Genomic DNA, 23,198 nt, shown 5'->3' on the forward strand with positions numbered 1-23,198 from the left:
CTCGAAAGCGGCTCGGATGATCTATCGTTCGCATGGCCGCACGCCGCGGCCGGAGTCGATCATCCGCTGTGCGTTCCAAACCATTTCCCGATCGAAACCTCTTCTCCCACCCCGCCGCAGAGCGATCAGGTGGGTCATTTGATGCCATTTCGATCATGAGCGCGACCGCGTTTCGAGCTGCGGCGGCGCTGCTGGCGCTCTGCATTTTCCTGTTCGACACGCTCTCGCCCCTGGAGGGGGCAGTCGCGGTTCTTTACGTGCTCGTCGTTCTGCTGGCAGCGGGCACTGGCCGGCGGGCGGACATCCTCGCGGCGGCGATGGCGAGCCTGGTCCTGACGGTCGCGGCCTATATCGACACACATGGTTTGCACGCGGTGGGCGCGCCAACGCTTCGCGCGCTGGTTAGCCTGGCGGCCATGACGATCGCGACTTTTCTCGCGCTTAAGAACCAGGCAGGCACCGCCACCCTTGCTGCACAGGCGCGCCTGCTCGACCTGTCGCATGACATGATCTTTGTGCGCGATCCCGAGGGCCGCATCACCTTCTGGAACCGTGCGGCGGAGGAGACCTATGGCTGGTCGCCGGCGGAAGCCGTTGGGCAGATCGCCGACGAGCTTCTGGCGACGGAGTACGTGCTGCCGCGCGGAGCCGTCGAACGCACCTTGCGCGAAACCGGCCGTTGGGACGGCAAGCTGGTGCATCGTACCCAGTCCGGCGGGCGCATTGTCGTCGAGAGCCGCTGGGCGCTCGAGCGTGATGCCAGGGGCGTCGTCGCCGGGGTCCTGGAGACCAATACGGACGTCTCCGAGCGCGAAGCCGCTCATCTCGCACTGGTTCAAAGCGAACGGCGCTATCGGCGCATGTTCGATGCCAGCCGGATCGGGGTGATCCAAGAGGATTGGGCTGCGATCCGCGCTGAACTCGACGAACTTGGGATCGCAGACGGGCCGTCGCTGTCGAGCTACCTAGCCAACCATCCTGCGTTTCTGTTGAAGGCGCGGAAGCTCGCCCGGATCGTTGACGTGAACCCGGCTTTCCTCGCCATGGCCGGGGCGGACCGCGGAGATGATGTTCACCGGTCGGTCGACGATGTGTTGAGCGAAGGCGACCAGACCTTCGCAGCCGCGCTCGTTGCCTTCGCGCAGCGTGAAAGCTTCCACGAAGGCGAGACGGAGATCATCGGGATCGACGGACGCCGCGTGCCGGTGATCTTCGCCATAACCTTCCCCACAGTCGATGATGTCGACGGCAATGTCCTGGTCTTCGTCGTCGATGTGACGGAACGCCGGAAAGCTCAGGACGCCCTGCTGCAAGCCCAGGCCGAGCTCGCGCATGCAGCGCGCGTGGCGACGCTGGGCGAATTCACGGCGTCGATCGCGCATGAGGTCAACCAGCCGCTGATGGCCGTGGTGACCAGCGGAGAAGCGGCTCTGCGCTGGCTGCATCGCAGCCAGCCCGACCTGCACGAGGTCGATACGGCTCTGCAACGCGTCGTTTCGGAAGGGCGGAGAGCGAGCGAGATCGTCAAGCGGATCAGGGCCTTCCTGACGAAGGCTGCGCCCCGGTCCAGCATCGTCGAGGTGCCCGCGCTCATCGAGGAGGCGAGCCAACTCGTGCAGCGCGAGCTGGCCCGCGCGGATGTCGAACTGCGCTTGAATGTCGATGCAGGCATTTCGCCGATCCTCGGGGATCGCATTCAACTCCAGCAGGTCGTCGTAAACCTGATGGTCAACGCCGGTCAGGCAATGACCGAGCACGGCGGAGCGCGGGTGCTGACGATTACCGCAGCCCAGCCCTCGCCACTGACGATCGAGATCGCGGTGCAGGATACCGGCCCAGGAATCGCGCCGCAGAACCTCGAACGCCTGTTCGATCCCTTTTTTACGACCAAGCCTGAGGGCATGGGGATGGGCCTTGCGATCTGCCGAACGACCATTGAGGCGCATGGCGGCAGGCTCGCGGCAGAGAGCCCGTCATCTGGTGGAGCGGCTTTTCGCCTGACCCTGCCCGTTCCGCAACGGAGTGGATCGGCCTCATGACCAAAATGGGCTCCATGAAGCCAGCGTCGACTACCTCGGGACTACCGCTCGTCGTCATCGTCGATGACGACCCGGCGGTGCGCGCTTCGCTTGACAGCCTGTTCCGTTCCGTCGGCCTCTCGACGCGCCTTTTCGGCGCCCCGGCCGAGTTGCTGGAGGGGCCGCTTCCCGATGTGCCCGGCTGCATCGTTCTCGATGTGCGCTTGCCGGGTATCAGCGGCCTCGATTTCCAAGGCCATTTGGCAGAGAAAGGAATCGCCTTGCCGGTCGTTTTCATGACCGGCCATGGGGACATTCCAATGACCGTCCGCGCGATGAAGGCAGGGGCCGTAGACTTCCTGGCCAAGCCCTTCCGTGACCAGGAAATGCTCGACGCCGCTATGGCTGCGATCAAGCGCGACAAACAGCGGCGCAGCGCCGCGGCGGCTTTGGGCGATCTTCGTGGCGCCTACCAAAACCTAACGCCGCGCGAGCGGGAGGTCATGACGCATGTCGTGTCAGGCCTGATGAACAAGCAGGTCGCCGGCGTCCTCGGCCTGAGTGAGATCACGGTGAAGATCCATCGCGGCAACGTCATGCGCAAGATGGGAGTGCGCACGCTGGCGGATCTCGTCCGCATGGGCGAGGCGTTGGGCATTCGGCGCCCGTGAATGCTCGACCGCAAACCTGCGTATGATGTTCGGATCGTCGGCGATCAGCCATAACGGTGGCAAGACACGCGCAGGCCTTCCCTTTGGCGCGTCGCCGTTACCCAGAAACGTAGAGACATGCAGCACCCCCCAACCATCGCGATCGTCGATGACGACGATGGCGTTCGCAGCTCGCTCTCGAGCCTGATCCGCTCGCTGGGATATGATGCCCATAGCTACGGCTCGGCGCGGGAGTTCCTCGAGGATTGCGATAGCGGTGATCCCGATTGCCTGATCACCGATATCCAGATGCCTGAGATGACGGGCGATGAGCTGCAGGCACAGCTTATCGCGGCGGGGCGACGCTTCCCGATGATCTTCATGACGGCCTTTCCTTCGGAGGTAACACGCAGCCGGGTGATGGCCGCCGGTGCGTGCGCGCTTCTCGAGAAGCCTGCCGAACCCGACACGATCGCAAGCCAGCTCGAGGCGGCTCTGTCGCGGCGCAGCTGAGTGGCACGCCGCACACCAAAGTATGAAGCGGCGAACCGAGCGTAGGATTCTGGCGCGATACCCATTCGCCTACCTTTTCTTCGTCAGCCCACTCTCGGAGACAAGGGCGGGCCAGCGTCATCGTCGCCGGCTTCTCGGCTTCGGACGCTCGCGCGCCCCCCCCGCAGGAGACGATTCAAATGACCAGCAGCTTCGTGAAGACCAAGGACGGCGTCGATATCTTCTTCAAGGACTGGGGCCCCGGGGATGCCCAACCCATCATGTTCCACCATGGCTGGCCGCTGTCGTCGGACGACTGGGACGCCCAGATGCTGTTCTTCCTGCAGCAGGGATACCGCGTGGTTGCGCATGATCGGCGCGGCCATGGCCGTTCTGCTCAGGTCGGCGACGGCCACGACATGGACAGCTATGCGGCAGACGCTTCCGCCGTGGTCGAGCATCTCGACCTGCGCAATGCCGTTCATATCGGTCACTCCACCGGCGGCGGCGAAGTCGCTCGCTATGTCGCCAGGCACGGGCAGCCGGCGGGCCGCGTCGCCAAGGCCGTACTCGTCTCCGCGGTGCCGCCGCTGATGCTCAAGACGGCGAGCAACCCGGAAGGTTTGCCGATCGAGGTCTTCGACGGCTTTCGCAAGGCACTCGCCGGCAATCGCGCCCAGTTCTTCCTCGACGTACCCACCGGGCCCTTCTACGGCTTCAATCGAGATGGTGCGACGATCTATCCCGGCGTGATCCAGAACTGGTGGCGCCAGGGCATGATCGCCTCGGCCAAGGCCCATTATGATGGCATCAGGGCCTTCTCCGAGACCGACCAGACCGACGACCTGAAGGCGATCACCGTGCCGACGCTGGTCATGCATGGCGACGACGACCAGATCGTGCCGATCGCCGACGCGGCGCTGAAGTCGGTCAAGCTGCTGAAGAACGGCACGCTGAAGGTTTACGAGGGCTACCCGCACGGCATGCTGACGACACATGCCGACGTCATCAATCCGGACCTGCTCGCCTTCATCAAGGGCTGAGCGCGCTGTTGCGCTCTGCCAGGCATGGTCGAGCGAGGGCGGCTATCTCCGCCCTCGCTTATCGCGAATGCTCCGCCGCGCCGGATACCGGAAATGCCTCGCTCAACGAGCTCAGGCTCTCCGAGAGCTTCAGCGCGGCAGCAGGTTCTGTTTCGCGAGGTCCAGCACTTCGTCGCCGCGCCCGCTCATGACGGCCCGCAGCGCCCACAGACCGAAGCCCTTGGCCTGCTCGAGCGAAATCGTCGGCGGCATCGAGAGCTCCTGGGTGGCGGTTACCACGTCGAGGACGGCCGGCCCGTCGTGACGGAAGATGTCTGCGACCGCGCCCGGCAGGTCACCCGGATCCTCCACCCGCACGCCGTGAATGCCCGTGGCGCGCGCCATTGCGGCAAAGTCCGGGTTCTCCAGATTGGTCCCCAGTTCGACAAAGCCGGCAGCCTTCATCTCCAGCGCTACGAAGCCGAGCGTTCCATTGTTGAAGATGACGACTTTCACGGGCAGCTTTTGCTGCTTGAGCGTGATGAGATCGCCCATCAACATCGTGAAGCCGCCATCTCCCGAGAGCGAGATGACCTGTCGGCCAGGTTGGGCTGCCTGGATGCCGATGGCTTGTGGCATGGCATTCGCCATCGATCCGTGGACGAGGGAGCCGACCAATCGGCGCTTGCCGTTCATCCGCAGATAGCGGGCGGCCCAGATCGTCGGCGTACCAACGTCAAACGTGAAGACCGCGTCCTGTGCGGCCTCGTCGCTTACGATCTTCGCCAGATATTGCGGGTGAACCGGCCTGCGCCCCGGCGTTCCGCGCGCCAGCGCATCCAGGCCCTCGCGCGAGCGCTTGTAGTGAGCGAGGCTGTCGTCCAGATGCCTCCGGTCCTGCTTCTCCGTGAGATGCGGCAGCAATGCATCGAGGGTTGCGGCTACATCGCCGACGATGCCGAGGTCGAGTTTGCACCGGCGCCCGAGCTGGCTTGCCCGGATATCGACTTGCGCGATGGTGACGTCGCTGGGGAAGAATTGCTTGTAGGGAAAGTCGGTGCCCAGCATCAGCAGCAGATCGCACGCATGCATCGCTGCGTAGCCGGAGGAAAATCCGATGAAGCCGGTCATTCCAACATCGTAGGGGTTGTCGTATTCGACATGCTCCTTCCCGCCCAGCGCGTGCACGATGGGCGCTTTCAGCATGTCCGCCAGCTCTATCAACTGGCCATGCGCATGAGCGCAGCCGCGGCCGCAGAACAGCGTCACCCGCCTTGCGTTGTTGAGCAGGCCGGCCAGGGCTTCGACCTGGGCGGCGGCGGGGCTGATGACCGGTTGCGGGGGCAGCAGGCCCGGGGCCGGCGCAGTAGCGCGCTCGGGCGCCTCCTTCAGTGCGATGTCGCCCGGAATCACGACGACGGCGACGCCACGTTCGCCGACCGCAGCCCGTATCGCATTCTCCAGCACATAGGGCATCTGGCTGGGGTCGGAGACGGTCTCGCAATAGACGCTGCATTCGCGAAACAGGTTCTGCGGATGCGTCTCCTGAAAGTAACCGCCGCCAATCTCCGCCGAGGGAATTTGCGCGGCGATGGCCAGCACCGGGGTGCGACTGCGCTGCGCGTCATAGAGGCCATTGATCAGGTGAAGATTGCCCGGGCCGCAGGACCCGGCGCAGACCGCGAGCCCACCGGTCACCTGGGATTCACCGGCGGCGGCAAAAGCCGCGACCTCCTCGTGCCGCACGTGAACCCATTCGATCGTGCCTGCCTGCCGCAATGCTTCGGTCAGTCCGTTCAAACTGTCGCCGACGACGCCATAGATTCGCCCGACCCCGGCGCGGCCTAACGTTTCGATGATCAGATCTGCGACATTTCGCTTCGACATAGCGGGTTCTCCTTCGCAGGCGGCAAAGCGTGAAGCCGCCTTTCACGCACCTGGGGGAGCGATCTGCCCATACCAGGCGTTCCACGGCATCGCTTCCCAGCCGGACGGGATGACGATCAATCAGCGAGAAGCCGCCGCATCATCGATGCGGCGGCCATTTGCGTCCTGCACAAGGGGGCAGAGCAAGACACACTCCGGAAAAGCGGCGGACATTCGGTCTCAAACGACAGCCGCAGCTGGAGCATCGCTCGTGATTGAAGTCCGCACAATTCATACCGGTGTATGAGGTGCCGAAGACACTAAAGCTATCCTAGTTTTGTCACTGTCTGCTCGCCCCAGCGGCTGGCATTAGGCTTCCAAAGCTACAGTCCAAGCTGGGCCACAAACATTCCGACCTCACTGCAATGTCTGCTTCCTGGCGAGGCTCGAACTTCCGCTTATGGCGCCAAACGGCCGGGCGCCCCCATCCGCGCCTGTTTTGAAGCGGCGCGGCGCCTCGCGGACATTAAGGCCTGGCTGGAAGCGAACGACGCAATTTTCGCGATGACATGCTGCATGGGTTAGCTTCTTATTGTCGAATCTTGGACGCCAATAGACCGTTGCGTTGAATGGAATTACTGCTTCCTGTTTCAGATCCAGAAGATGATCTTCGCGCGCCGCAGGCGTTAGATGATCTCGACATCATCGATATCCTCGCGCGAATGGAGGCGATCAATTCGTCGAGCGCGGGCCTCACCGACCTGGCAAGCTCGGTAGGCCTGAGCCCTTTTCAGCTTAACCGCCGGCTCAAACGTGCGGTCCGGTTCTGCGCACGGAGGCAAGGATACGCTGACCGGCGGCAACAACACCGACGGTGCCACGATGACGAACGTTCTCTTCGGTGACGCCGCAAACCTGTCGGGCTCCGCCAAGGGCGGCAACGATACCTTGATCGCCGGGACCGCAGCATCCGGATCCGCGGTCAGCAACGACATGTGGGGCGACGGACAACTGAGCGACCAGGCTCAAGGCGGCACCGATGTGTTCCTGTTCAAGGACGCTGGTTCGATGACGGTGGGGACCGATAACATCATCGAAGACTTCAGCCAGGTCCAGCAGGACAAAATCGCGTTCAGCGGCGTGGCGGGCGTGCAATCCTTCGCCGACCTGACCGTTGCGCAAAGCGGCGCCGATACCGTCATTACGGCGGGAGCAGATCAGGTGACGCTCCACAGTTTCACGCACACGCTGACGCAGAGCGATTTTTTATTCGCCTGAAAGCGGAAGCAGGTCGGCCGACTGCCTAGGCAACGGAGCGTGCGATCAGCAGCGTCGCGAATAGCGTTACCGGGATCAGCATGCGGACCTCCGCTGCGATCATTGAAATCTCCTCAACTTAACCCTCACGCGTTGGGTGGGGTTCCGCATCACATCCGGAGCATTTGATGGACACGACCGCAGCACGGCGGGCGCTGGTCGCCGGCTATTCGCTTGTTGTTGGCCGTGGCCCGCAGTCCAATAAGGCGACGACGGACCCCTTCGGCGTTTTGGCGCAGCTCTCCTTCTTCGTCGGCAGACCCTTGTTGGTCACGAGCAGAAGGCTGATCGCAACGCCGGCAACGGCACAGGCATAGGTCATACGCTTTCTCCGATCCTTCGATCGGCCAATGAGAGGCGCATGCGATGGCCATTGGGTGATCCCGATGCAGCGCTGACGCGATCATTCTGTGACCGGCCGCGCCCCATTTCCTCGCCCGCCGCGCGCGGGCTTTTTCATTCCTGGAGCATTGTCATGGTGACCTTCAAGGGCGCTGCGAAGCGCCTTGGCGATATCGATTTGCCTCGGATCGGCGCTACGATCGGCGTCGGCGAGGACGAGATCCACGCTGTTCTTGATGTCGAGGCGTCCGGGGCCGGCGCGTCGGGCTTCATGGAACGTTTTCGCTGCTGCTTCGACCGCAATCTCTGTTCGTTCGTCAGGCATCGTGGGCCTCACCAACTCAACATCGCTGCAGATAGAGAACCACGACGGCCGCCGCCTGTTCCCGTACTCCCGGCCACTTGTGGCGCGCCTCGGGTAGATCGCGCCCCCTGACCGGCGAGCTGTAGAGCGGGAATATCGCGCCGGCGTCAGGGATCCCAACCTGCAGTGTCACCAGATCGTCCTGCTGTTCGTTCACCGCGTCCGGCCTTACGACGGCGGCGTCACCCATCTGCTGATCGAGCACAGTTCCGACCCATCCTTCCCGTCCGATCATGCGACCCCGACCTTTGCCATCGCCGCAGCATTCCTAGTCCACGGGATGCGCCGAATGGGCCTGTTGTTCCTGGCCGCTGCCGTGCTGGTGTCGATTTCGCGGGTCTATGTCGGAACGCATTATGTCGGCGACGTTCACGGAGGAGCCGTGACGGGCATCGTCGCCGCCGCTCTCGTCAGGGTGTTCTAGCGCGAAGGGACGCGGCTGGACCGACTCGTCACCTCGATCCTGTAGGAGGCGTGCCCTGGTGAGGTTCACCTTTGGGGCAGTCGCGGGCCGCCACAGCGTCGCCGAGGATGGCCCGGCGCGCGTCCGGACTGTGAGTAGCAAGTCAGATCTGCTGCTGCGACGAAGCCATTGCTTGCTGTTATCGGAGGCGACTCAATTCGCCCGTGACAGGTTGATGGATGCTTCAAGCAGGGAGCCCCGAGCAATTTTTTATCGTGGCGAGGACATCCAAACCGCCATACGACTGCCTTCTCCCGGGCCTGACTTCCTCTCCGGTCCCTAAGCGCACTCCTGGCGTTAGCGATGAGCAACGGCGGCAAGGTCCGCTCCCTCAACTTGATCAGTAGGTAAGGTCAGCCAATGCAACGAGACGTTGGCCGAATGCCAGCGGAACGGACGGCTCGGCGCTTCCCCGGTCGCAAGTCGATTATCCGAGCCGGGATTTCCCGCGCTCGGACACGCTCTCAAGTTTGTGCTCATCGCGCCAGCCGGCCCTGGAACTCGATGTCGATCTGGTCGTCGACGATGTTGACGTCACGACCGATATCGTAGGCAGGGCGTAGGAAGCTGCCGCTGGCGCTGAAGGGCAATGCGTCGCCGCGCCGGGCTTTCCCGACATATAGCTCGGCACCAAGCCCCTCAAACGCGAAGCTGATCGCCGATGGGCACCTTCCTGGCGAAGGGAACAAATGCCAATGCTGCGATTGTGAGGACAGCAACCAGTCCCCAGGCCTCGTTGATCGACAGGACCAGAGCTGCCTTCTCGACCAGTGGCTGAAGCAGCGCCTGCGCCTGCGCGTCGAGCGGCCCGGGCGGGCGCATTGCCATGAGTCCCACAGGCACGCCGATGAACTTCGCCGTCTCGACATCACCTCTTTGCAGCCGCTCCATGATCGCCGTGCCGTGCAAAGGCGAGCGGCTGTAGATGACGGTGTCGATCAGGGCGAGACCGATCGCGCCGCCAAGGTTTCGCATCAGGTTGAACAGGCCGCTGGCGTCTGGAACGCGCATCGGGGGAAGCTGTCCCAATGCAAGGCGCGTTGGTGGTAGAAGGCAAAACATGATTGACAGGCCACGGACGACCTGCGGCCAGAACATCGCGTCGTAGTCGGTCTGCGGGGTCTGAAGTGCACTCAGTCCCAAGCCGATGGCGAAGAGGGCGAAGCCGATGCCGGTCAACAAGCGGACTTCGACACGACGCTCCAGAGCGACGGCAACCGGCGCGATGGCAAGTTGGGCGACGCCGGTCACCAGCATGATCTTGCCGATCTCAAGGGCGTTGTGATCGCGCACGAAGGCCAGGAAGACCGGCATCAAATAGACCGATCCAAACAGCCCGATGCCGAGAACAAAGCTTAGGATGCTGCCGATCATGAAATTCCGGTCGGCAAACCTTCTGAGATCAACGATCGGATTGTCGGCTTGCAACGTCCGCTTGATGAAGCAGAAACCACTTGCCAGGCTTAGTGCCATGAGCCCCAGGATCAGGCCCGAAATCCATCCACGCTGAGGCGCCTCCTTCAGTGCGATCTCGATCGCGGCCAGCGCGATCGCCATCATCACCAGAGACAGGGCATCGAGCTTGCGCGCTTCGGTGAAGTTCGGCTTGTCACGTGGCAGGAGGAAACCAGCAAGTCCTGCTGAGAGGATACCGGGAATGACGTTGATCAAGAACAGCCAATGCCAGGAATAGGTCTGCGTGATCCAACCGCCGACGATCGGCCCGACCGTAGGCGCCAGCACGGCAAAGACGCCAGCCAACGTCGTCGCGATGGGCTGCCTGCTCGGGGGAAAGAGCAAAAAAACAGCCGAAAAAACCGCGGGAATCAGAGTACCACCTGAAAACCCCTGGAGGACGCGCCAAGCGATCAGGGCTGGGAACGACTGACTCGCCGCACAGCCGATGGAAGCTACGGTAAAGATGGCGAGCGCCACGACGAACAGCCAGCGCATCGAGAGAAAGCGCGTCAGGAAACCGGTCAGCGGAATCGCGATGACCTCGGCGATCAAATAGGCGGTCTGGACCCAACTCATCTGGTCGGGCGGAAGGTCCAGTGCGCTCTGGATCGTCGGCAGGGACGTCACGACAACCTGCACGTCGAGGATCGCCATGAACATGCCGATGCACATGGCGGCAAAGCCGATCCATGTCGCCACGCTGACGCGCCTTTCGCCCATCACATCATCCCGGGGCGGCATGACGAACCTCTTCAAGTGCCGTATTCTCCGCGCGAATGCGGATCGTCAGGACGAGGCCGTTGGCGATCGAAAAGACAAGGGCGAACCATGGCAGGCCAAGGCACAGCGGCAAGACAGCGATCTCGCCAATGACGACGATGTAGTTCGGGTGCGACACGAACCGGTAAGGGCCCCGCGCCACGAGCCTTTCGCCGGGTGTTACGATGATGCGAGTCGTCCAACGACCGCCCAGCGTCGCCAGAACCCAAAAGCGCAGCCCTTGAAGCAGGCAGAAAACCGCGAGCCAGCCGAAATGGAGCGCGTGTGCCCAACCAAGCCCCCAGAGCCCGATCAGCCAGGTTGCGTGCAGCAGGACTATCAGCGGATAGTGGCCGGCAGCCTTCTCCACGGCGCCCTTGGCGAGCAAGGCAGACGTGTTTCTCTTCGCGAGCCAGAGTTCTCCGATCCGCTCGGCAGTCGCCAGGGCCAGCAAGACGATGGCCGGTGTCATGTCCCTTGCCGCAGCGAGGCGCAGCTCACGGTGAAGCCCGGCCCCATCGCCGTCAGAAGCGTGCGCGRGGGCAGGCCTGCCGCGATCGCACGCTGGAGGACGAAGAGGGCGGTCGGAGCCGACATGTTGCCATAGTCGGAAAGGACGGCACGTTCGTGGTCGAGCGCTCCTTGCCCGAGTGACAACGCGATCTCCAGGGCCTCGATCACCTTCTTCCCGCCGGGATGACAGGCAAATAGATCGACGTCGGAAAGCGATAGCCTTTCACGCTTCAGGATGCCTGTGATGGCCGGGTTGAGCCGCTCCTCCACGAAGGGCGGGATCGCCCGGTCGAAGATCACGCCGAAGCCCTCGGGATCGACAGTCCATCCCATGATATCCAGCGTATCGGGCCACATGTGCTGCCCGGTCATCTCGACCGCGGCGATACCATCCGGTCCTGCCTTCAGGATGCAGGCTGCGGCGCCGTCGCCGAACAAGGCGGTCGCAACAATGTTGGCCTTCGTCAAAACATCAAGTCGGAAAGCCAGCGAGCAGATCTCGACAGCCACGAGGAGGATTGTCGAACCCGGGCGGGACGCGGCCAATCGAGACGCGATCGAGAAACCCGATACGCCGCCGGCACATCCCAGGCCAAACACCGGCACACGTTCGACGTCGCTTCGGAATCCAAGTCTCTCGGCGACACGGGCATCGAGGCTGGGGGTCGCTATGCCCGTCGATGAGACCGTCACGATCATATCGATCTCGGATGCCTGAAGGCTGGCGACGCCCAGCGCCTTCGTCGTTGCCTCCACGAACAGGTCGCAAGCGCCAGCAATATAGGCGGCGCTGCGCTCGGGCCATCCTAATGGCTGCAAATACCACTCAATCGGCCGGACTGCATATCGGCGGCTGATGCCCGAACTTTCGAAAACGGCCGCAAGGCGCTCGAAATCGGGATAGCGGTCAGCAAAATTCCGATGGGCGGCGGCTGCAACATCGCGTTGGCTCAATTCCTGGGGCGGGACAGCCGTCGCGATGGAAACGAGCTTGACCGGGTGAGCCATAGCCACTTCCTGCCATGGCGCGCGGTACCGCCCGATGCGGGCGGACCTGCAACACCATCCCAACTACGTGTCAGTGAGCCCATAAGTTCCAGGACAGGCTGCGTGATTACGGCGCGTGCCCGCGGACTGCTGGCTCGGTCTCGTGCTCACATTCTTCGCCGCCCTATTCTCAGCGTGATGGACCGACGTTGCGACGGCTGCCACGGTCGCGGGAACCTGGGCCTGGCCCTTGCTCCTGGTTACCTGGCTGCTGCTTGGCACCGGATATTCGGGGGTACAGACCCCAACCGGCAGATTGCTGCGGCGTTCCGCCCAGGCTGCCGACAGAACCGCCGTATTCGCGGCGCAGTTCGCGCTCTCATATGCCTGCTGGCTCTTAACCTACCCGCTTGCAGGCTGGCTCGGGGCGACGCTTCCGCTCTCGGTGCGTTGGTCTTCGCTGTGCTAACCTTCGCTGCGCTCGCCACGGCCACTCAGGTCTGGCGGGCGGAGGACGCCGAGAGCCTGGCGCACAGCCATGAAGACCTGCCTCCCGAACATCCGCACCTGGCCGAAGCCAACGGTCAGCCGCTTGATCGCCTTCCACAAGAAGCCGGTCATCGCTGCCAAAAAGAAAGCCTGCCGCGAGTGCGGTGCGTTGATGCGCCAATAAAGGCAAACTATGGTTCCACTCACAACGAGCCCGCCGCTGGTCAGCGGCGGGCTCTTTCTTGGGTGAGGCAGACAAGTACCAATGCGCTGTAGTGTCAAACTCAGCGTCTCTTGAGTCGAGTGAGGCGACGGCTCGTACCGCGTGACCAGATCGCTAAGCACTTCGCGTATGCCTGCTCGTTCAGCCCCTTGCAATGCGCTCATACTGACGCGATATAGCGTCAGTATGAGTGGCGGGCTAGAGGGAGGATATCATGGGTCTCGCGCAATATGCTGATGACGGCATCTTCGCTCCTCGCAAAATCGCGGACGCTTTCCGCACCACCAGCGAAGAGGTCGCCCGGACGGCTGGCCTCGGCAAGGACGCCGTCCAGCGGCGGGATCGGGTTCAGTCGGAGCGGACGCAGCGCCGACTGCGGGAGATGGTCGAGGTAATCAACAAAGTTGAATCGCGCTTCGGATCAGCGCTGATTGCTTATGCTTGGTATCGGTCGGAGCCGCTACCCGGCTTTTCCGGCCAAACTGCTATGCAGCTTGTACGCGCGGGCCGTGCCGAAGATGTGCTCGACTACGTAGACGCAGTTGATGCCGGCGTTCATGCCTGACCATGGCGATCAGCTACCAAGGGAAGCTTTATCGCGCGCTCAATCCGGTTTTTGCCCGCGAGCCGCTCTCAGGGCGCGGAGCTGAGCTGTATGGAGGGCGGTTCAATGCGAAGGGCATGCCGGCGCTTTACACCTCCCTGACTGTCCTGACAGCGCTGCGCGAGGCGAACCAAGTCGGCAACCTCCAGCCGACCACGCTCGTCTCTTATGAAGCGGAGATCGAGCAGATCTTCGACACGCGCGACGTCGACGCAATTGCTGCAGAGGGCATGGACACGGATTTGCTCATGGCGCCAACTTGGCGCGACGAGATGAAGGCGAATGGCGTATCCCAAACGCAATCCTTCGCCCGGCGATTAATGGGAAGCGGTTATCACGGCCTTTTGGTCCGCAGCTTCGCTCCGGGAGCAGGATTGGGTGATCTAAACCTGGTACTCTGGACTTGGAGTGATGCTCCGCCTGCCCGCCTGATCCTGATCGACGACGAGGGGAGGCTGTCGATATAAGTCGAACAATTGCAAGTGTGAGTTCTCGCTGAAGCGCGACTTGCGGCCGTGTGATCCGATCCAACCGACCGCATCTGGGCCCGGAAGACCTCGGCCGGTGTCCTGTAGCCCATTCATTTTCGCGGCGTGGTGTTCAAGCGCTCGCAAATGTCCTTGAGCTCTTGGTCGGCGAGGGAGAGGGGATCGACGTCGCGCGAGAGCCATTTCCTGGCCCGGCCGTTCGTGTTCTCGACGGGACCCTTCTGCCAGGGCGATTGCGGGTCGCAGAACCAGGTCTGAGACCCGATCCCGGCCTGGAGATAGGGCCAGTCGGTGAACTCGGTGCCGTGGTCGAAAGTGATCGAGCGGCGGCGCGATGGGGCAGGGCCTGCAGCACGCCGACGAGCCGCTCTATGATCGGCCGCGATTGCCGATCATTGTTGCGCAAGAGGACGGCGACGCGGCTGACCCGCTCGACCAGCGATGTCACATTGGCCTTGCCGAACTTCTGACGGAACTGGATGAGATCGCAGAACTGCTTGCGGTCGGCGACGACGTCCGGGCGGCGCAGGATGTTCAGTTCCGGGCTGAAGCGCTTGCCATGCCGGCGCCTGGCGCGGGCGGCGGCGCGCGCGGTGTTCCGGCAGATGCCGCCAGAGCTTGAGGGCCTGACCATCGGCCGAATAGGCGAACTTGTAGATCGTCTCGTGGCTGACCGAGATCGGAGGGCGCTCGAGCCGCATCCGGCCGGCGATCTGCTGTGGCGACCAGCCGTGCTGGATCCGTTCGATCACCGATTGGCCCAAGCGATCAGCCCGCCTTGAAGAGGCTCTTGCCCTGGCGCGCGCTTGGCGTCGGTCCGCTCCGGAAGAGCCGCGCCATCAGGCGGCGTTTCTCCATCTGGGCATGGCGTCGCCGTGAGCAGCCAGGAGTTCGTCGACCATCGCGCGCGTCTCCTTCAGGGACAGGACGCTCGCCGCATGTCGATCGAGAGCGGCGGCGCGGTGTACCCGTTCGCGGTCGCCCTCGAGCGCTGCGCGCACAGTCAGATCCTGAACGAAGACATGCGGGGCGCAATGGGCCGCCAGTTCGGGCGGAAGCGCTCCGGCGTGGCAGGGACGCAGGCCGTTCCGATCGACGATGATCGGCACCTCGACGCAGCAGCCTTCCGGCAAATTGTCGATCAGGTGCTTATTCTCGACATTCCCGTAGATCACGGTCGGCTCGCCGGTGACCATGGCCCGGATGATCAGCGATCCGTATTCGTCGCTGCGCTCCAGCGGGAAGGTCTCGTCGGCCAGAAGCTTGCGACGCGTCTCGGAATAGCGATCGAGATTGCGCAGGCTCCTGCGGACATATTCATCGACCGGCACGTCGTATTCGGCAATCTGGTCGTCGCGACGCAGGAAGTACGGCGTGTACTCGGCATTGTGCTCGCTCGACTCGCTGACGAACCAGCCGAGCGTACGCATCAGCTCGAAGCGAACCTTGTCCTTGGCGTAGATGTTCGGGTCCGCCATCGCCTGCCGCAGGGCTGGGTAGGCATCCCGGCCGTCGATTTGGAGCTTGAGGAACCAGGTCATGTGGTTGATGCCGGCGCAATCATAGCTCAGCTGCGGAAGCTCGACCCCGAGATAGGATGCGAGATCACGCGCCGTGTGCTGGACGTTGTGGCACAGCCCGACGACGCACTGTTCGGGGAAGGCGCGGTAGACCGCCCAGGTCAGGATGCTCATCGGATTGGTGTAGTTCAGCAGCACAGCATCCGGGCAGAGTTCGCGCATCTCCCCGACGAGATCGAGCATGAACGGGATCGTGCGCAATCCGCGGAAGATGCCGCCTATGCCGACGGTGTCGGCGATGGTCTGCTTTAGCCCGTATTTCCGCGGGATGTCGAAGTCGATCATGGTCGCTTCGTGCATGCCGATCTGGACCATGTTGATGACGAAGTCGCAGCCCGCGAGCGCACGCTTGCGGTCGAGATGCTCTTCGATGACGGCATCGGCGCCGAACTGCCTGGCGGTCCAGCGCGCCATCATGCCGCCGGTCTCGAGGCGCTCGGGATCGATGTCGTGCAGTGAGATCACGACGCGCCCGAGCTCGGTGAAGTTCAGGATGTCGGTCAGCAGGTTCTTGACGAAAACGGCGCTGCCCGCACCGATCATGGCAATCTTGACCACCGGACTTTCCTTTTCGACACGTCGGTTTGACTGCGCCCGCCGGCGGCGGACGGTTCACTTGAGCCCGGAGCCGGAAATGCCCTGGACGAAATAGCGCTGGAAGAACATGAAGATGATCAGCATCGGCACCAGCGAAAGCAGCGCGATGGCCATGATCATGGTCCATTCGGTATTGAACTGGCCGCGCAGCAGGTTCAGCCCGAGCTGGACGGTGTACATGTCCTGCTTGATCAGCACGATCAGCGGCAGTGCGAAGTCGTTCCAGCGCCACATGAAGGTGAAGATCACGAGCACCGCGATGATCGGCTTCGAGAGCGGCACGACGATCTTGAAGAAGATCGTCAGTTCGCTTGCGCCGTCGATCCGCGCGGCCTCGATGAGCTCGTCGGGGATCGAGACCATGAACTGGCGCACCATGAAAATGCCGAAGGCCTCTGCCGCGCGCGGCAGGATGACGCCCCAATAATCGCTGAGCAGACCGAATTCGGAGACCACCAGGAAGAGCGGCACGATGATGACCTGGAACGGGATCATCAGCGCGGAGAGCACCGCCAGGAACATGATGTCGCGGCCGACGAAGCGAAATTTCGCGAAGGCATAGCCGCAGAGGAGGTTGATGATCACGGTGATCACCACGGCGATCACCGTGATCACCAGCGAGTTCATCGCCCAATGAAGGAAGGGCACGCGCTCGATCGCCTCGGCGAAGTTGCTCCAGACGAAGCGCGAGGGCACCAGGCCGGCGGCGCCACTGAAGACCTCGTCCTTCGGCCGCACGGCGGTGGCGAACATCCAGTAGACCGGAAAGGCCATGACGCCGGCGCCGGCGACCAGGAGCAGCCAGATGCCCGTGGCCTCGAGGCGCCGGGGCAGGGCGCGCGGGTTCGTTCCTGCGATCATGCCCGGGCCCTCATGCGACATCTTCGACCCGCCGGTTCACCCGCCATTGCAGCAGGGTGAAAAGCAGGATCACGACGAAAAGGACCACGCCCATCGCGCTGGCATAGCCCATCTCGGAACTGACGAACGCGGCCTGATAGATGTACTGGACGATCATCGTCGTCGAAAAGCCGGGGCCGCCGCCGGTCATGACGTAGATCAGGTCGAAGACCTGGAAGGAGTGGATGACGCCCAGGATCAGCAGGAGGAAGGTGGCCGGGCGCAGCAGCGGCCAGGTCACGAAGCGGAACTGCTGCCACCGGCTGGCGCCATCCATCCGCGCCGCATCGTAATAGGTCGGTGAGATCGACTGGAGCGCCGCCAGGTAGACCAGCATGCAGAAGCCGATCCGGGTCCAGAGCGTGGTGACGATCAGGGAAAACAGCGCCCAGCGGGGCGATGACAGCCAGGCCACCGGCCTCAGACCGACATGCTGCAGCAGCATGTTGATTACGCCGTAATTGTCGTTGAAGAGCCAGGCGGCGATGACCGCCGTCGCGACATTGGAGATCACGACGGGCAGAAAGAAGATGCTGCGCAGGATCGTGCGGCCGAGGAGGTCGCGATTGAGCGCGACGGCGAGCAAAAGGCCGATGGCGAGGCTCATCGGCACCGTCGCGATCGAATAGACCACGGTGTTCTGCAGCGACTGCCAGAACAGCGCGTCATTGGCCAGGCGCCCGTAGTTCTCGAGCCCGACATAGCGCGGCGTGTCGATCAGGCTCCATTCCCGCAGGCTGATGTAGAAGGCGTAGAGCAGCGGGAAGAAGACGAAGACCGAAAACAGCGCCATGTTCGGGGCGATGAACATGTACGGCGTCAGCTGGCTCCGCTTGGCCTGGAGCCAGTAGCGCAGGGGCGCGGCCGTCGCGGGCTGGGCTCGGTCCAGTCCGTTCAGCCTTTCCGCGACAGCCATCCTCCTGCCCTCAGACGAGTAGCGCCGAACGGACATGCCGCTCGATATTCGCGACCGTCGCGGCCGGGTCCTGGCCGGAGGTGAAGGCGAGTTCCAGCTCATCCGCCAGCCTGGCGTTGAACCTGTCCCAGCTCGGCATAACGATGGTGCTGACGAGGTGTTCGGGCACGGTTGCCGACTGCTCGAGAAAGACCTTCATCTCCTCGTTGCGCAGGTCGTAGTTCAAGCCCTTGTTCTTCAGCGATTTGCGCACCGGCAGGAACTGGGCCTTCGTTACGAAGCTGCGCATCGCCTCTTCCTCGACCATGAACTTGACGAAGTCGGCCGCCGTATCGGCGCTCTTGGAGTCGCGGGAAACCGCGAGAGCGTTCCCGCCGAGATCGGCCGCCATGGCGACGTCGCGCGGCAGATAGGTGACGCCCCATTTGAACTTGGCCTGGTCTTGGATGAACGGAATCTGCCAGTCGCCATGCAGCAGCATGCCGATCTTCCCGGTGGCGAACAGATTCTGGACCGGCTCGGAGCTCTTCAGCGAGGTGTTGGGCGGCACCAGGGCCTCCTTGAACCAGCTCTGGGTCCAGGCGACGGTCTCGGTCGCTTCCTTGGTGTTGATCTGCGGAGCTTTGAGATCGGAGTCGAGTAGCTGGCCGCCATGCTGGTAGAGATACATCAGCCAGCGATAGGCGTTGGAGTTCTGCCAGTTCATGGCGAAGGCGTAGTTCAGCCCGGCCTTTTCCTTGATCAGCTTGGCGGCGGCGATGAATTGCTGCCAGGTCATCGCCCTGTCGAGGCTCTTCGGCGCGTCGATCCCGAGCTTCTCGAAGATCTCGGCGTTGTAGAACAGCGCGAAGGTATCAGTGTGATGCGGCAGTGCGTGAGGCTTTCCCTTGAAAGTCGAGGCGCGCCAGACCGAGGCGAGGAAATCCTGCCCGTACCCGGCATCGAGATATTGCGAGAGGTCGATGGCAGCGCCGCTCTGCGCGTAGCGGCCGATCCGCTGATACTGCGCGCGGAAGATGTCGGGCGCCTGTTTGCCGGCGAAGCGGGTGTCGAGTTGCTGGTAGTATTGCCCGCTCGGCACGACCTCCAGCTTGATCGAGACATTGGGCTTCCGCGCCTTGTATTGCTCGATCAGCGCGTTGAACGCTGCGATTTCCGCATTCGAGCCCCAGGACGTCATGGTCAGGTTGACGGCACTCTGGGCGCTGGCTGCGCCCCAATACATGCCTGTGCTCGCGCCGGCCGCTGCTCCGAGGCCGGACAAGACGAAGTCACGTCTATTGATGCTTTTCATTGTCTTCTACCCTCCCTTGATTTTGTCGTGCACGGCTTCTGCGCGCGCTTTCAGGCACTCTCCTGGCGAAGCCCTCCATTCAGCATTCGGCCGCATGATTCCCGGACCAGGAGGCGCACCGGCAGGATCTGCTCGCGCGCAGCCTCCATGCGGCCTTCCAGGCGCTCGATCACCGCCTCGACCGACAGCCGGCCGATATCGGCGCGGGAATAGTCGACCGTCGTCAGCTCCGGCGTGACGAAGCCGCCCAGCCCGATGCCGTCGAAGCCTACGATCGCCATCTCCTCCGGGACGCGTATTCCGCGCTTGCGCAAAGCGTGCAGCGCGCCGATCGCCATCTGATCGCTGTAGACGAAGACGCCGGTGGGGGGGCTGCGCAGGGCCAGCAGCTCCTCCATTCCCGCGAAACCTCCGGCCAGGCTGGGCTCGGCCATGACCATGAGCTCCGGATCGACGGGCAGCCCGGCTTCGGCGAGCGCCCGCGCATAGCCGTCCGAGCGCTCCTTGCGTTTCAGCAGGCGCTGCGAGGCGCTCCCGATATGGCCGATCCGGCGATGGCCGAGCGCGATCAGATGGCGCGTCGCAACATGCCCTCCCATCTCCAGATCGACGCGCACGGCCTGAATGGCAGCATCAGGGCTGTGGTGCTGCATCACCACGATCGGCATGCCGATATCGGCAAGCCGCTTCAGATCGGCGGCGAGGTCGGCAGGCGGCGCGGCGACGATGACGCCGTCGGCGATGCCGCCCGACAGCAGGGAATAGGCGCGGCGCTGCACCTCGTCGAACTTGGCCGACATGATGTTCAGCGAGTAGCCGCGCTCCAGCGCTGCGGCATGGGCCGCGCCGATGATTTCGGCGTTGTAGAAGCTGTCGAGCGTGTAGAGCAGCAGCGCGATGACGTTCGTGCGCCAGCGCCGCAACGAGCGCGCCGCGTGGCTCGGCTGATAGCCGAGGCTGGTCGCGACATCGATGACGCGGGATCGCGTCTCGGGCGAGATGCCGATCTCGCCGCTGCGGTTGTTGAGAACGAGAGAAACCGTCGTCCGCGATACGCCGGCAAGCTTGGCGACTTCCGCGCTCGTCGTCCTCGCTCTGTCTCGCCGCGTCGCCACTCTGCGTCTTCACTCCCGCGAGTTTTTCTCTAAAATCGGAATCTAACACGAGTTAGTAAGAGGTTATTCGTGTTTCTGCCGGTGTCAATACGGCTCGTCGATCGTGCGCCGCCTGTGCGTTTGCGGTTGCGGTCACAGCCCGAAGCTCCCAGTGTCGCGCGCCTCATTCGGCATCCTCGGCAAGTGGGGGTGCCGGCGGCTGCCAAGGCCGGGCTGCCCCTGCGATCCGTTTCGATTGGGAGAGTGCCGAAGTGGTGACGCCGATACGCCTTGCGCTCGTAGGTCTGGGCAAGATCGCCCAGGCGCAGCATCTGCCAGCCATCGCGGCGACAGCTGGCATCGAGGTGGTGGCCGTCGCCAGCCGCCATGCCAGTCTCAATGGCGTCGCGCATTTCGCGACGCTGGAGGAGCTTCTGGAGCGGGCTCCGGACATCGAGGCCGTCGCACTTTGCACGCCGCCGCAACCGCGTCGCGCTCAAGCGATCGCGGCGCTCGCCGCCGGCAAGCATGTGCTGCTCGAAAAGCCGCCCGGAGCCACGACGGGCGAGCTCGCCCCGATGCTGGCGAGGGCAGGCGAGAGCGGGCGGACGCTCTTCGCCATATGGCACTCGCGCTTTGCCCCGGCCGTCGTGCCGGCACGACGGCTGCTGACGCAGCACAAGGCACGCGCCGTGAAGATCACCTGGAAGGAGGACGTGCGGGTCTGGCATTCCGGGCAGGGCTGGATCTTCGAACCCGGCGGCCTCGGCGTCTTCGACCCCGGCATCAACGCGTTCTCGATCCTGACGGAAATTCTGCCGGAGCCGGTTTTCGCGACGGGAGCGGAGCTTTCGTTTCCGGCCAATCGACAGGCGCCGATCGCCGCCGACATCGAATTGGCGAGTCCCTCGAGCCTTCCGATCCGCGCCGCATTCGATTTCCGCCAGAGCGGCGAGCAAACCTGGTCGATCGAGATCGAGACAGATGCTGGGGTGCTGCTGCTCTCCTCGGGCGCAGCGAGGCTGAGTTTTGCAGGGGACCTGCTCGTCGACGAGCCTGAGCAGGAATATCGCGGCATCTATCGCCGTTTCGTCGAACTGATCCGCGCAGGCCGCAGCGAAGTCGACCTCACGCCGTTGGCGCTTGTTGCCGATGCCTTCATGCTCGGCCGCCGCCATATCGTGGAGCCGTTCGATGACTGAGCGCAGCCCGCCAATTCGCAGCGTGACGCTGCGCTCGCCCTCCGGCATGGAGGCCGAGATCATCGACAACGGCGCCAGCTTGCGCGATCTGCGCGTGCCGGCAGCGGATGGCTCTTGCCGGCGAGCGGTCCTTGGCTTGCAGAGCCTTGAGGATTATCCAGCACATTCGCCCCATATGGGCGCCGTCGCCGGCCGATTTGCCAATCGCATCGCGCATGGGCGCTTCTCACTGGGCGGCCAGGATTATCAGCTGCCCCTCAATGAGAATGGTCGTCACTCGCTGCACGGAGGCCATGATGGCTTCGGCAAGCAGCGCTGGACCTTCGTCGAAATCGGCGAGCGGTCCGCAACTCTGGCGCTGGTTTCGCCGGACGGCGATGCCGGATATCCGGGGACGGTCCGTGTCTGGTGTCGGTACAGCCTCAACGACGGCGCGACGCTGCGCATCGAATTTTCGGCCACGACCGATGCTCCGACGATCCTCAACCTGGCGCATCATCCCTATTTCAAGCTCGACGATGAGGCAGACGTGCTGAGCCATCGCCTGCAGATCGACAGCGATCTGGTCCTGACGACCGATGCCGAGCTCATCCCGGACGGATCGATTGCGTATGTGGGCGGCACGCCGTTCGATTTCCGGCAGTTCCGATCGATCGGAGCTGCATCTGCCGGGGCAGCGCAACCCCGCTACGATTGCTGCTTCCTGCTTCGGCGCGATGCCATGGAACGCGACGCCGCCTCGGGGCTGGAACTCGCGCGGGCAGCGACGCTGACCTCCGAGGTCAGCGGTGTGACGCTGGAAATCTGGACGACGCAGCCATGCCTGCAGCTCTATGACGGTGCCAAGCTCGCGCTCTCGGTGCCGGCACTTGGCGGGGCGAACTATGGCGCCTTCGCTGGCGTCGCGCTCGAACCGCAGCACGCGCCGAATTCGCCCAATCTGCGGCACTTGCCTTCGACCGTGCTTTCGCCGGGGATCGTTTACCGGCAAGTCAACGAGTACCGCCTGTTCCAACGCTAGCCACGCCGACCCGCGCCAGCCTGCGCTCTCTCGACGCGCGGGGGATGGCCGATGTCAGAACTCGTTAGACAAGTCTCTTTCTGTGCTCATTAGAAATGTCGCCTGCGGACTTACGGTTGGAGGTCGCTCATCCGCGCTTCAGCGGGATATCGGTGGCGGCAGGCGGCACCGTCATCAAGACTAGCGGAAGCGAGATGAGAAGCTGGATGGCCGCGCGGCCGGAGCGATGTTGAACTCCCACGGCGAGAACAAGCTGACATGTCCCCAGACGATGGGCACCTGCCTCCTTGGCAGCCTCATATACCTCGGGCGGCGCCACCGGCACCGTTGGCCGATCCATTGTGGGTGGCCCGGAGCGGCACATGCGACCCCCTTCTGCATGTCGGGCGCTGGCCTGCCCCCTGAAAAGTGGTCCTCCGTGAAGTAGGCTTTTGAGCCTTTGGAGGAAGCCGCTATGGCGCAGAAGAAGCACAAGCCCGAAGAGATCGTCGCGAAGCTGCGACAGGTTGACGTGTTGTTGTCGCAGGGGCGTCCCGTTG

Annotated in this window: 21 protein-coding genes and 2 pseudogenes; 11 read left to right on the forward strand and 12 right to left on the reverse strand. The window is 63.4% G+C overall.

Features of this window, described 5'->3' with window-relative positions:
• Nucleotides 1–155: 155 nt before the first annotated feature.
• From AC1DEZ_RS25240 to AC1DEZ_RS25255, 4 genes are all read left to right on the forward strand, one after another.
• The gene (locus AC1DEZ_RS25240; RefSeq protein WP_476781006.1) at nt 156–2,039 is read left to right on the forward strand and encodes a PAS domain-containing sensor histidine kinase; all 1,884 of its coding nucleotides are present in this window, start codon (nt 156–158) and stop codon (nt 2,037–2,039) included.
• Nucleotides 2,036–2,689: a response regulator transcription factor gene (locus AC1DEZ_RS25245; protein ID WP_476781007.1), complete on the forward strand. Its 654-nt coding sequence runs from the start codon at nt 2,036–2,038 to the stop codon at nt 2,687–2,689. Before AC1DEZ_RS25240 ends, AC1DEZ_RS25245 begins: the two co-directional genes overlap by 4 nt.
• Before the next feature lie 117 nt (nt 2,690–2,806).
• Nucleotides 2,807–3,181 (forward strand): response regulator transcription factor, encoded by a 375-nt coding sequence (locus tag AC1DEZ_RS25250; RefSeq protein ID WP_476781008.1) that lies wholly within the window; start codon nt 2,807–2,809, stop codon nt 3,179–3,181.
• Between the two features lie 179 nt (nt 3,182–3,360).
• Nucleotides 3,361–4,203 (forward strand): alpha/beta fold hydrolase, encoded by an 843-nt coding sequence (locus AC1DEZ_RS25255; protein WP_476781009.1) that lies wholly within the window; start codon nt 3,361–3,363, stop codon nt 4,201–4,203.
• A 129-nt stretch (nt 4,204–4,332) separates the two neighbouring features.
• On the opposite strand, the gene poxB is transcribed toward AC1DEZ_RS25255, so the two are convergent.
• Nucleotides 4,333–6,069 (reverse strand): ubiquinone-dependent pyruvate dehydrogenase, encoded by a 1,737-nt coding sequence (poxB, locus tag AC1DEZ_RS25260; protein ID WP_476781010.1) that lies wholly within the window; start codon nt 6,067–6,069, stop codon nt 4,333–4,335.
• Between the two features lie 861 nt (nt 6,070–6,930).
• On the opposite strand from poxB, the gene AC1DEZ_RS25265 reads away from it, so the two are divergent.
• Entirely contained in the window at nt 6,931–7,326 is a 396-nt protein-coding gene (locus AC1DEZ_RS25265) for a hypothetical protein (protein ID WP_476781011.1), read from the forward strand.
• A gap of 167 nt (nt 7,327–7,493) precedes the next feature.
• Nucleotides 7,494–7,682, forward strand: a complete 189-nt coding sequence (locus tag AC1DEZ_RS25270; protein WP_476781012.1) for a hypothetical protein — start codon at nt 7,494–7,496, stop codon at nt 7,680–7,682.
• An 86-nt stretch (nt 7,683–7,768) separates the two neighbouring features.
• Here the strand turns inward: AC1DEZ_RS25270 and AC1DEZ_RS25275 are convergent, their stop codons facing one another.
• Together AC1DEZ_RS25275 and AC1DEZ_RS25280 are read right to left on the reverse strand one after the other, a co-directional pair.
• Nucleotides 7,769–8,032: a hypothetical protein gene (locus tag AC1DEZ_RS25275; RefSeq protein ID WP_476781013.1), complete on the reverse strand. Its 264-nt coding sequence runs from the start codon at nt 8,030–8,032 to the stop codon at nt 7,769–7,771.
• A gap of 16 nt (nt 8,033–8,048) precedes the next feature.
• Nucleotides 8,049–8,306, reverse strand: a complete 258-nt coding sequence (locus tag AC1DEZ_RS25280; RefSeq protein ID WP_476781014.1) for a hypothetical protein — start codon at nt 8,304–8,306, stop codon at nt 8,049–8,051.
• On the opposite strand from AC1DEZ_RS25280, the pseudogene AC1DEZ_RS25285 reads away from it, so the two are divergent.
• Nucleotides 8,193–8,495: pseudogene (locus tag AC1DEZ_RS25285) on the forward strand (phosphatase PAP2 family protein); the annotation flags it as partial. The gene AC1DEZ_RS25280 and the pseudogene AC1DEZ_RS25285 sit on opposite strands and share 114 nt — an antisense overlap.
• Nucleotides 8,496–9,173: 678 nt before the next feature.
• Here AC1DEZ_RS25285 and AC1DEZ_RS25290 read toward each other — a convergent pair.
• The 3 genes from AC1DEZ_RS25290 to AC1DEZ_RS25300 are packed head-to-tail and all read right to left on the reverse strand — an operon-like array spanning nt 9,174 to nt 12,272.
• On the reverse strand, nt 9,174–10,733 hold the full coding sequence (locus AC1DEZ_RS25290) for a DHA2 family efflux MFS transporter permease subunit (RefSeq protein ID WP_441514202.1): 1,560 nt from the start codon (nt 10,731–10,733) through the stop codon (nt 9,174–9,176).
• Nucleotides 10,717–11,223 (reverse strand): isoprenylcysteine carboxyl methyltransferase family protein, encoded by a 507-nt coding sequence (locus AC1DEZ_RS25295; protein WP_476781015.1) that lies wholly within the window; start codon nt 11,221–11,223, stop codon nt 10,717–10,719. The genes AC1DEZ_RS25290 and AC1DEZ_RS25295 overlap by 17 nt, the downstream gene beginning before the upstream one ends.
• Nucleotides 11,220–12,272: a type III polyketide synthase gene (locus AC1DEZ_RS25300; protein WP_476781016.1), complete on the reverse strand. Its 1,053-nt coding sequence runs from the start codon at nt 12,270–12,272 to the stop codon at nt 11,220–11,222. The genes AC1DEZ_RS25295 and AC1DEZ_RS25300 overlap by 4 nt, the downstream gene beginning before the upstream one ends.
• Before the next feature lie 905 nt (nt 12,273–13,177).
• Between AC1DEZ_RS25300 and AC1DEZ_RS25305 the strand changes: the two genes are divergently transcribed.
• Both AC1DEZ_RS25305 and AC1DEZ_RS25310 read left to right on the forward strand, forming a co-directional pair.
• Nucleotides 13,178–13,528 (forward strand): antitoxin Xre/MbcA/ParS toxin-binding domain-containing protein, encoded by a 351-nt coding sequence (locus tag AC1DEZ_RS25305; RefSeq protein WP_441514040.1) that lies wholly within the window; start codon nt 13,178–13,180, stop codon nt 13,526–13,528.
• A gap of 8 nt (nt 13,529–13,536) precedes the next feature.
• Nucleotides 13,537–14,034, forward strand: coding sequence for an RES family NAD+ phosphorylase (locus tag AC1DEZ_RS25310; RefSeq protein ID WP_476781021.1), 498 nt, complete (start codon nt 13,537–13,539; stop codon nt 14,032–14,034).
• A 113-nt stretch (nt 14,035–14,147) separates the two neighbouring features.
• Here AC1DEZ_RS25310 and AC1DEZ_RS25315 read toward each other — a convergent pair.
• From AC1DEZ_RS25315 to AC1DEZ_RS25340, 6 genes and pseudogenes are all read right to left on the reverse strand, one after another.
• Nucleotides 14,148–14,786: pseudogene (locus AC1DEZ_RS25315) on the reverse strand (IS30 family transposase); the annotation flags it as partial.
• A 108-nt stretch (nt 14,787–14,894) separates the two neighbouring features.
• The gene (gene melA / locus AC1DEZ_RS25320; protein ID WP_441514041.1) at nt 14,895–16,193 is read right to left on the reverse strand and encodes an alpha-glucosidase/alpha-galactosidase; all 1,299 of its coding nucleotides are present in this window, start codon (nt 16,191–16,193) and stop codon (nt 14,895–14,897) included.
• Between the two features lie 54 nt (nt 16,194–16,247).
• The gene (locus tag AC1DEZ_RS25325; protein WP_476781017.1) at nt 16,248–17,093 is read right to left on the reverse strand and encodes a carbohydrate ABC transporter permease; all 846 of its coding nucleotides are present in this window, start codon (nt 17,091–17,093) and stop codon (nt 16,248–16,250) included.
• Between the two features lie 10 nt (nt 17,094–17,103).
• Nucleotides 17,104–18,048 carry a carbohydrate ABC transporter permease gene (locus AC1DEZ_RS25330; RefSeq protein ID WP_476781018.1) on the reverse strand — a complete coding sequence of 315 codons (945 nt, stop codon included), beginning with the start codon at nt 18,046–18,048 and terminating at the stop codon, nt 17,104–17,106.
• Nucleotides 18,049–18,058: 10 nt separating this feature from the next.
• On the reverse strand, nt 18,059–19,342 hold the full coding sequence (locus tag AC1DEZ_RS25335) for an ABC transporter substrate-binding protein (protein ID WP_476781019.1): 1,284 nt from the start codon (nt 19,340–19,342) through the stop codon (nt 18,059–18,061).
• Nucleotides 19,343–19,392: 50 nt separating this feature from the next.
• The gene (locus AC1DEZ_RS25340; protein ID WP_441514045.1) at nt 19,393–20,457 is read right to left on the reverse strand and encodes a LacI family DNA-binding transcriptional regulator; all 1,065 of its coding nucleotides are present in this window, start codon (nt 20,455–20,457) and stop codon (nt 19,393–19,395) included.
• A gap of 254 nt (nt 20,458–20,711) precedes the next feature.
• On the opposite strand from AC1DEZ_RS25340, the gene AC1DEZ_RS25345 reads away from it, so the two are divergent.
• A complete protein-coding gene (locus tag AC1DEZ_RS25345) occupies nt 20,712–21,638 on the forward strand; it encodes a Gfo/Idh/MocA family protein (RefSeq protein WP_441514046.1) in 927 nt (308 codons plus the stop codon).
• Complete coding sequence (locus tag AC1DEZ_RS25350) at nt 21,631–22,659, forward strand: aldose epimerase family protein (protein WP_441514047.1); 1,029 nt, start codon at nt 21,631–21,633, stop codon at nt 22,657–22,659. Before AC1DEZ_RS25345 ends, AC1DEZ_RS25350 begins: the two co-directional genes overlap by 8 nt.
• The last annotated feature ends 539 nt before the right edge of the window (nt 22,660–23,198 follow it).

It is taken from the genome of Allobosea sp. 10L422, assembly GCF_056395345.1.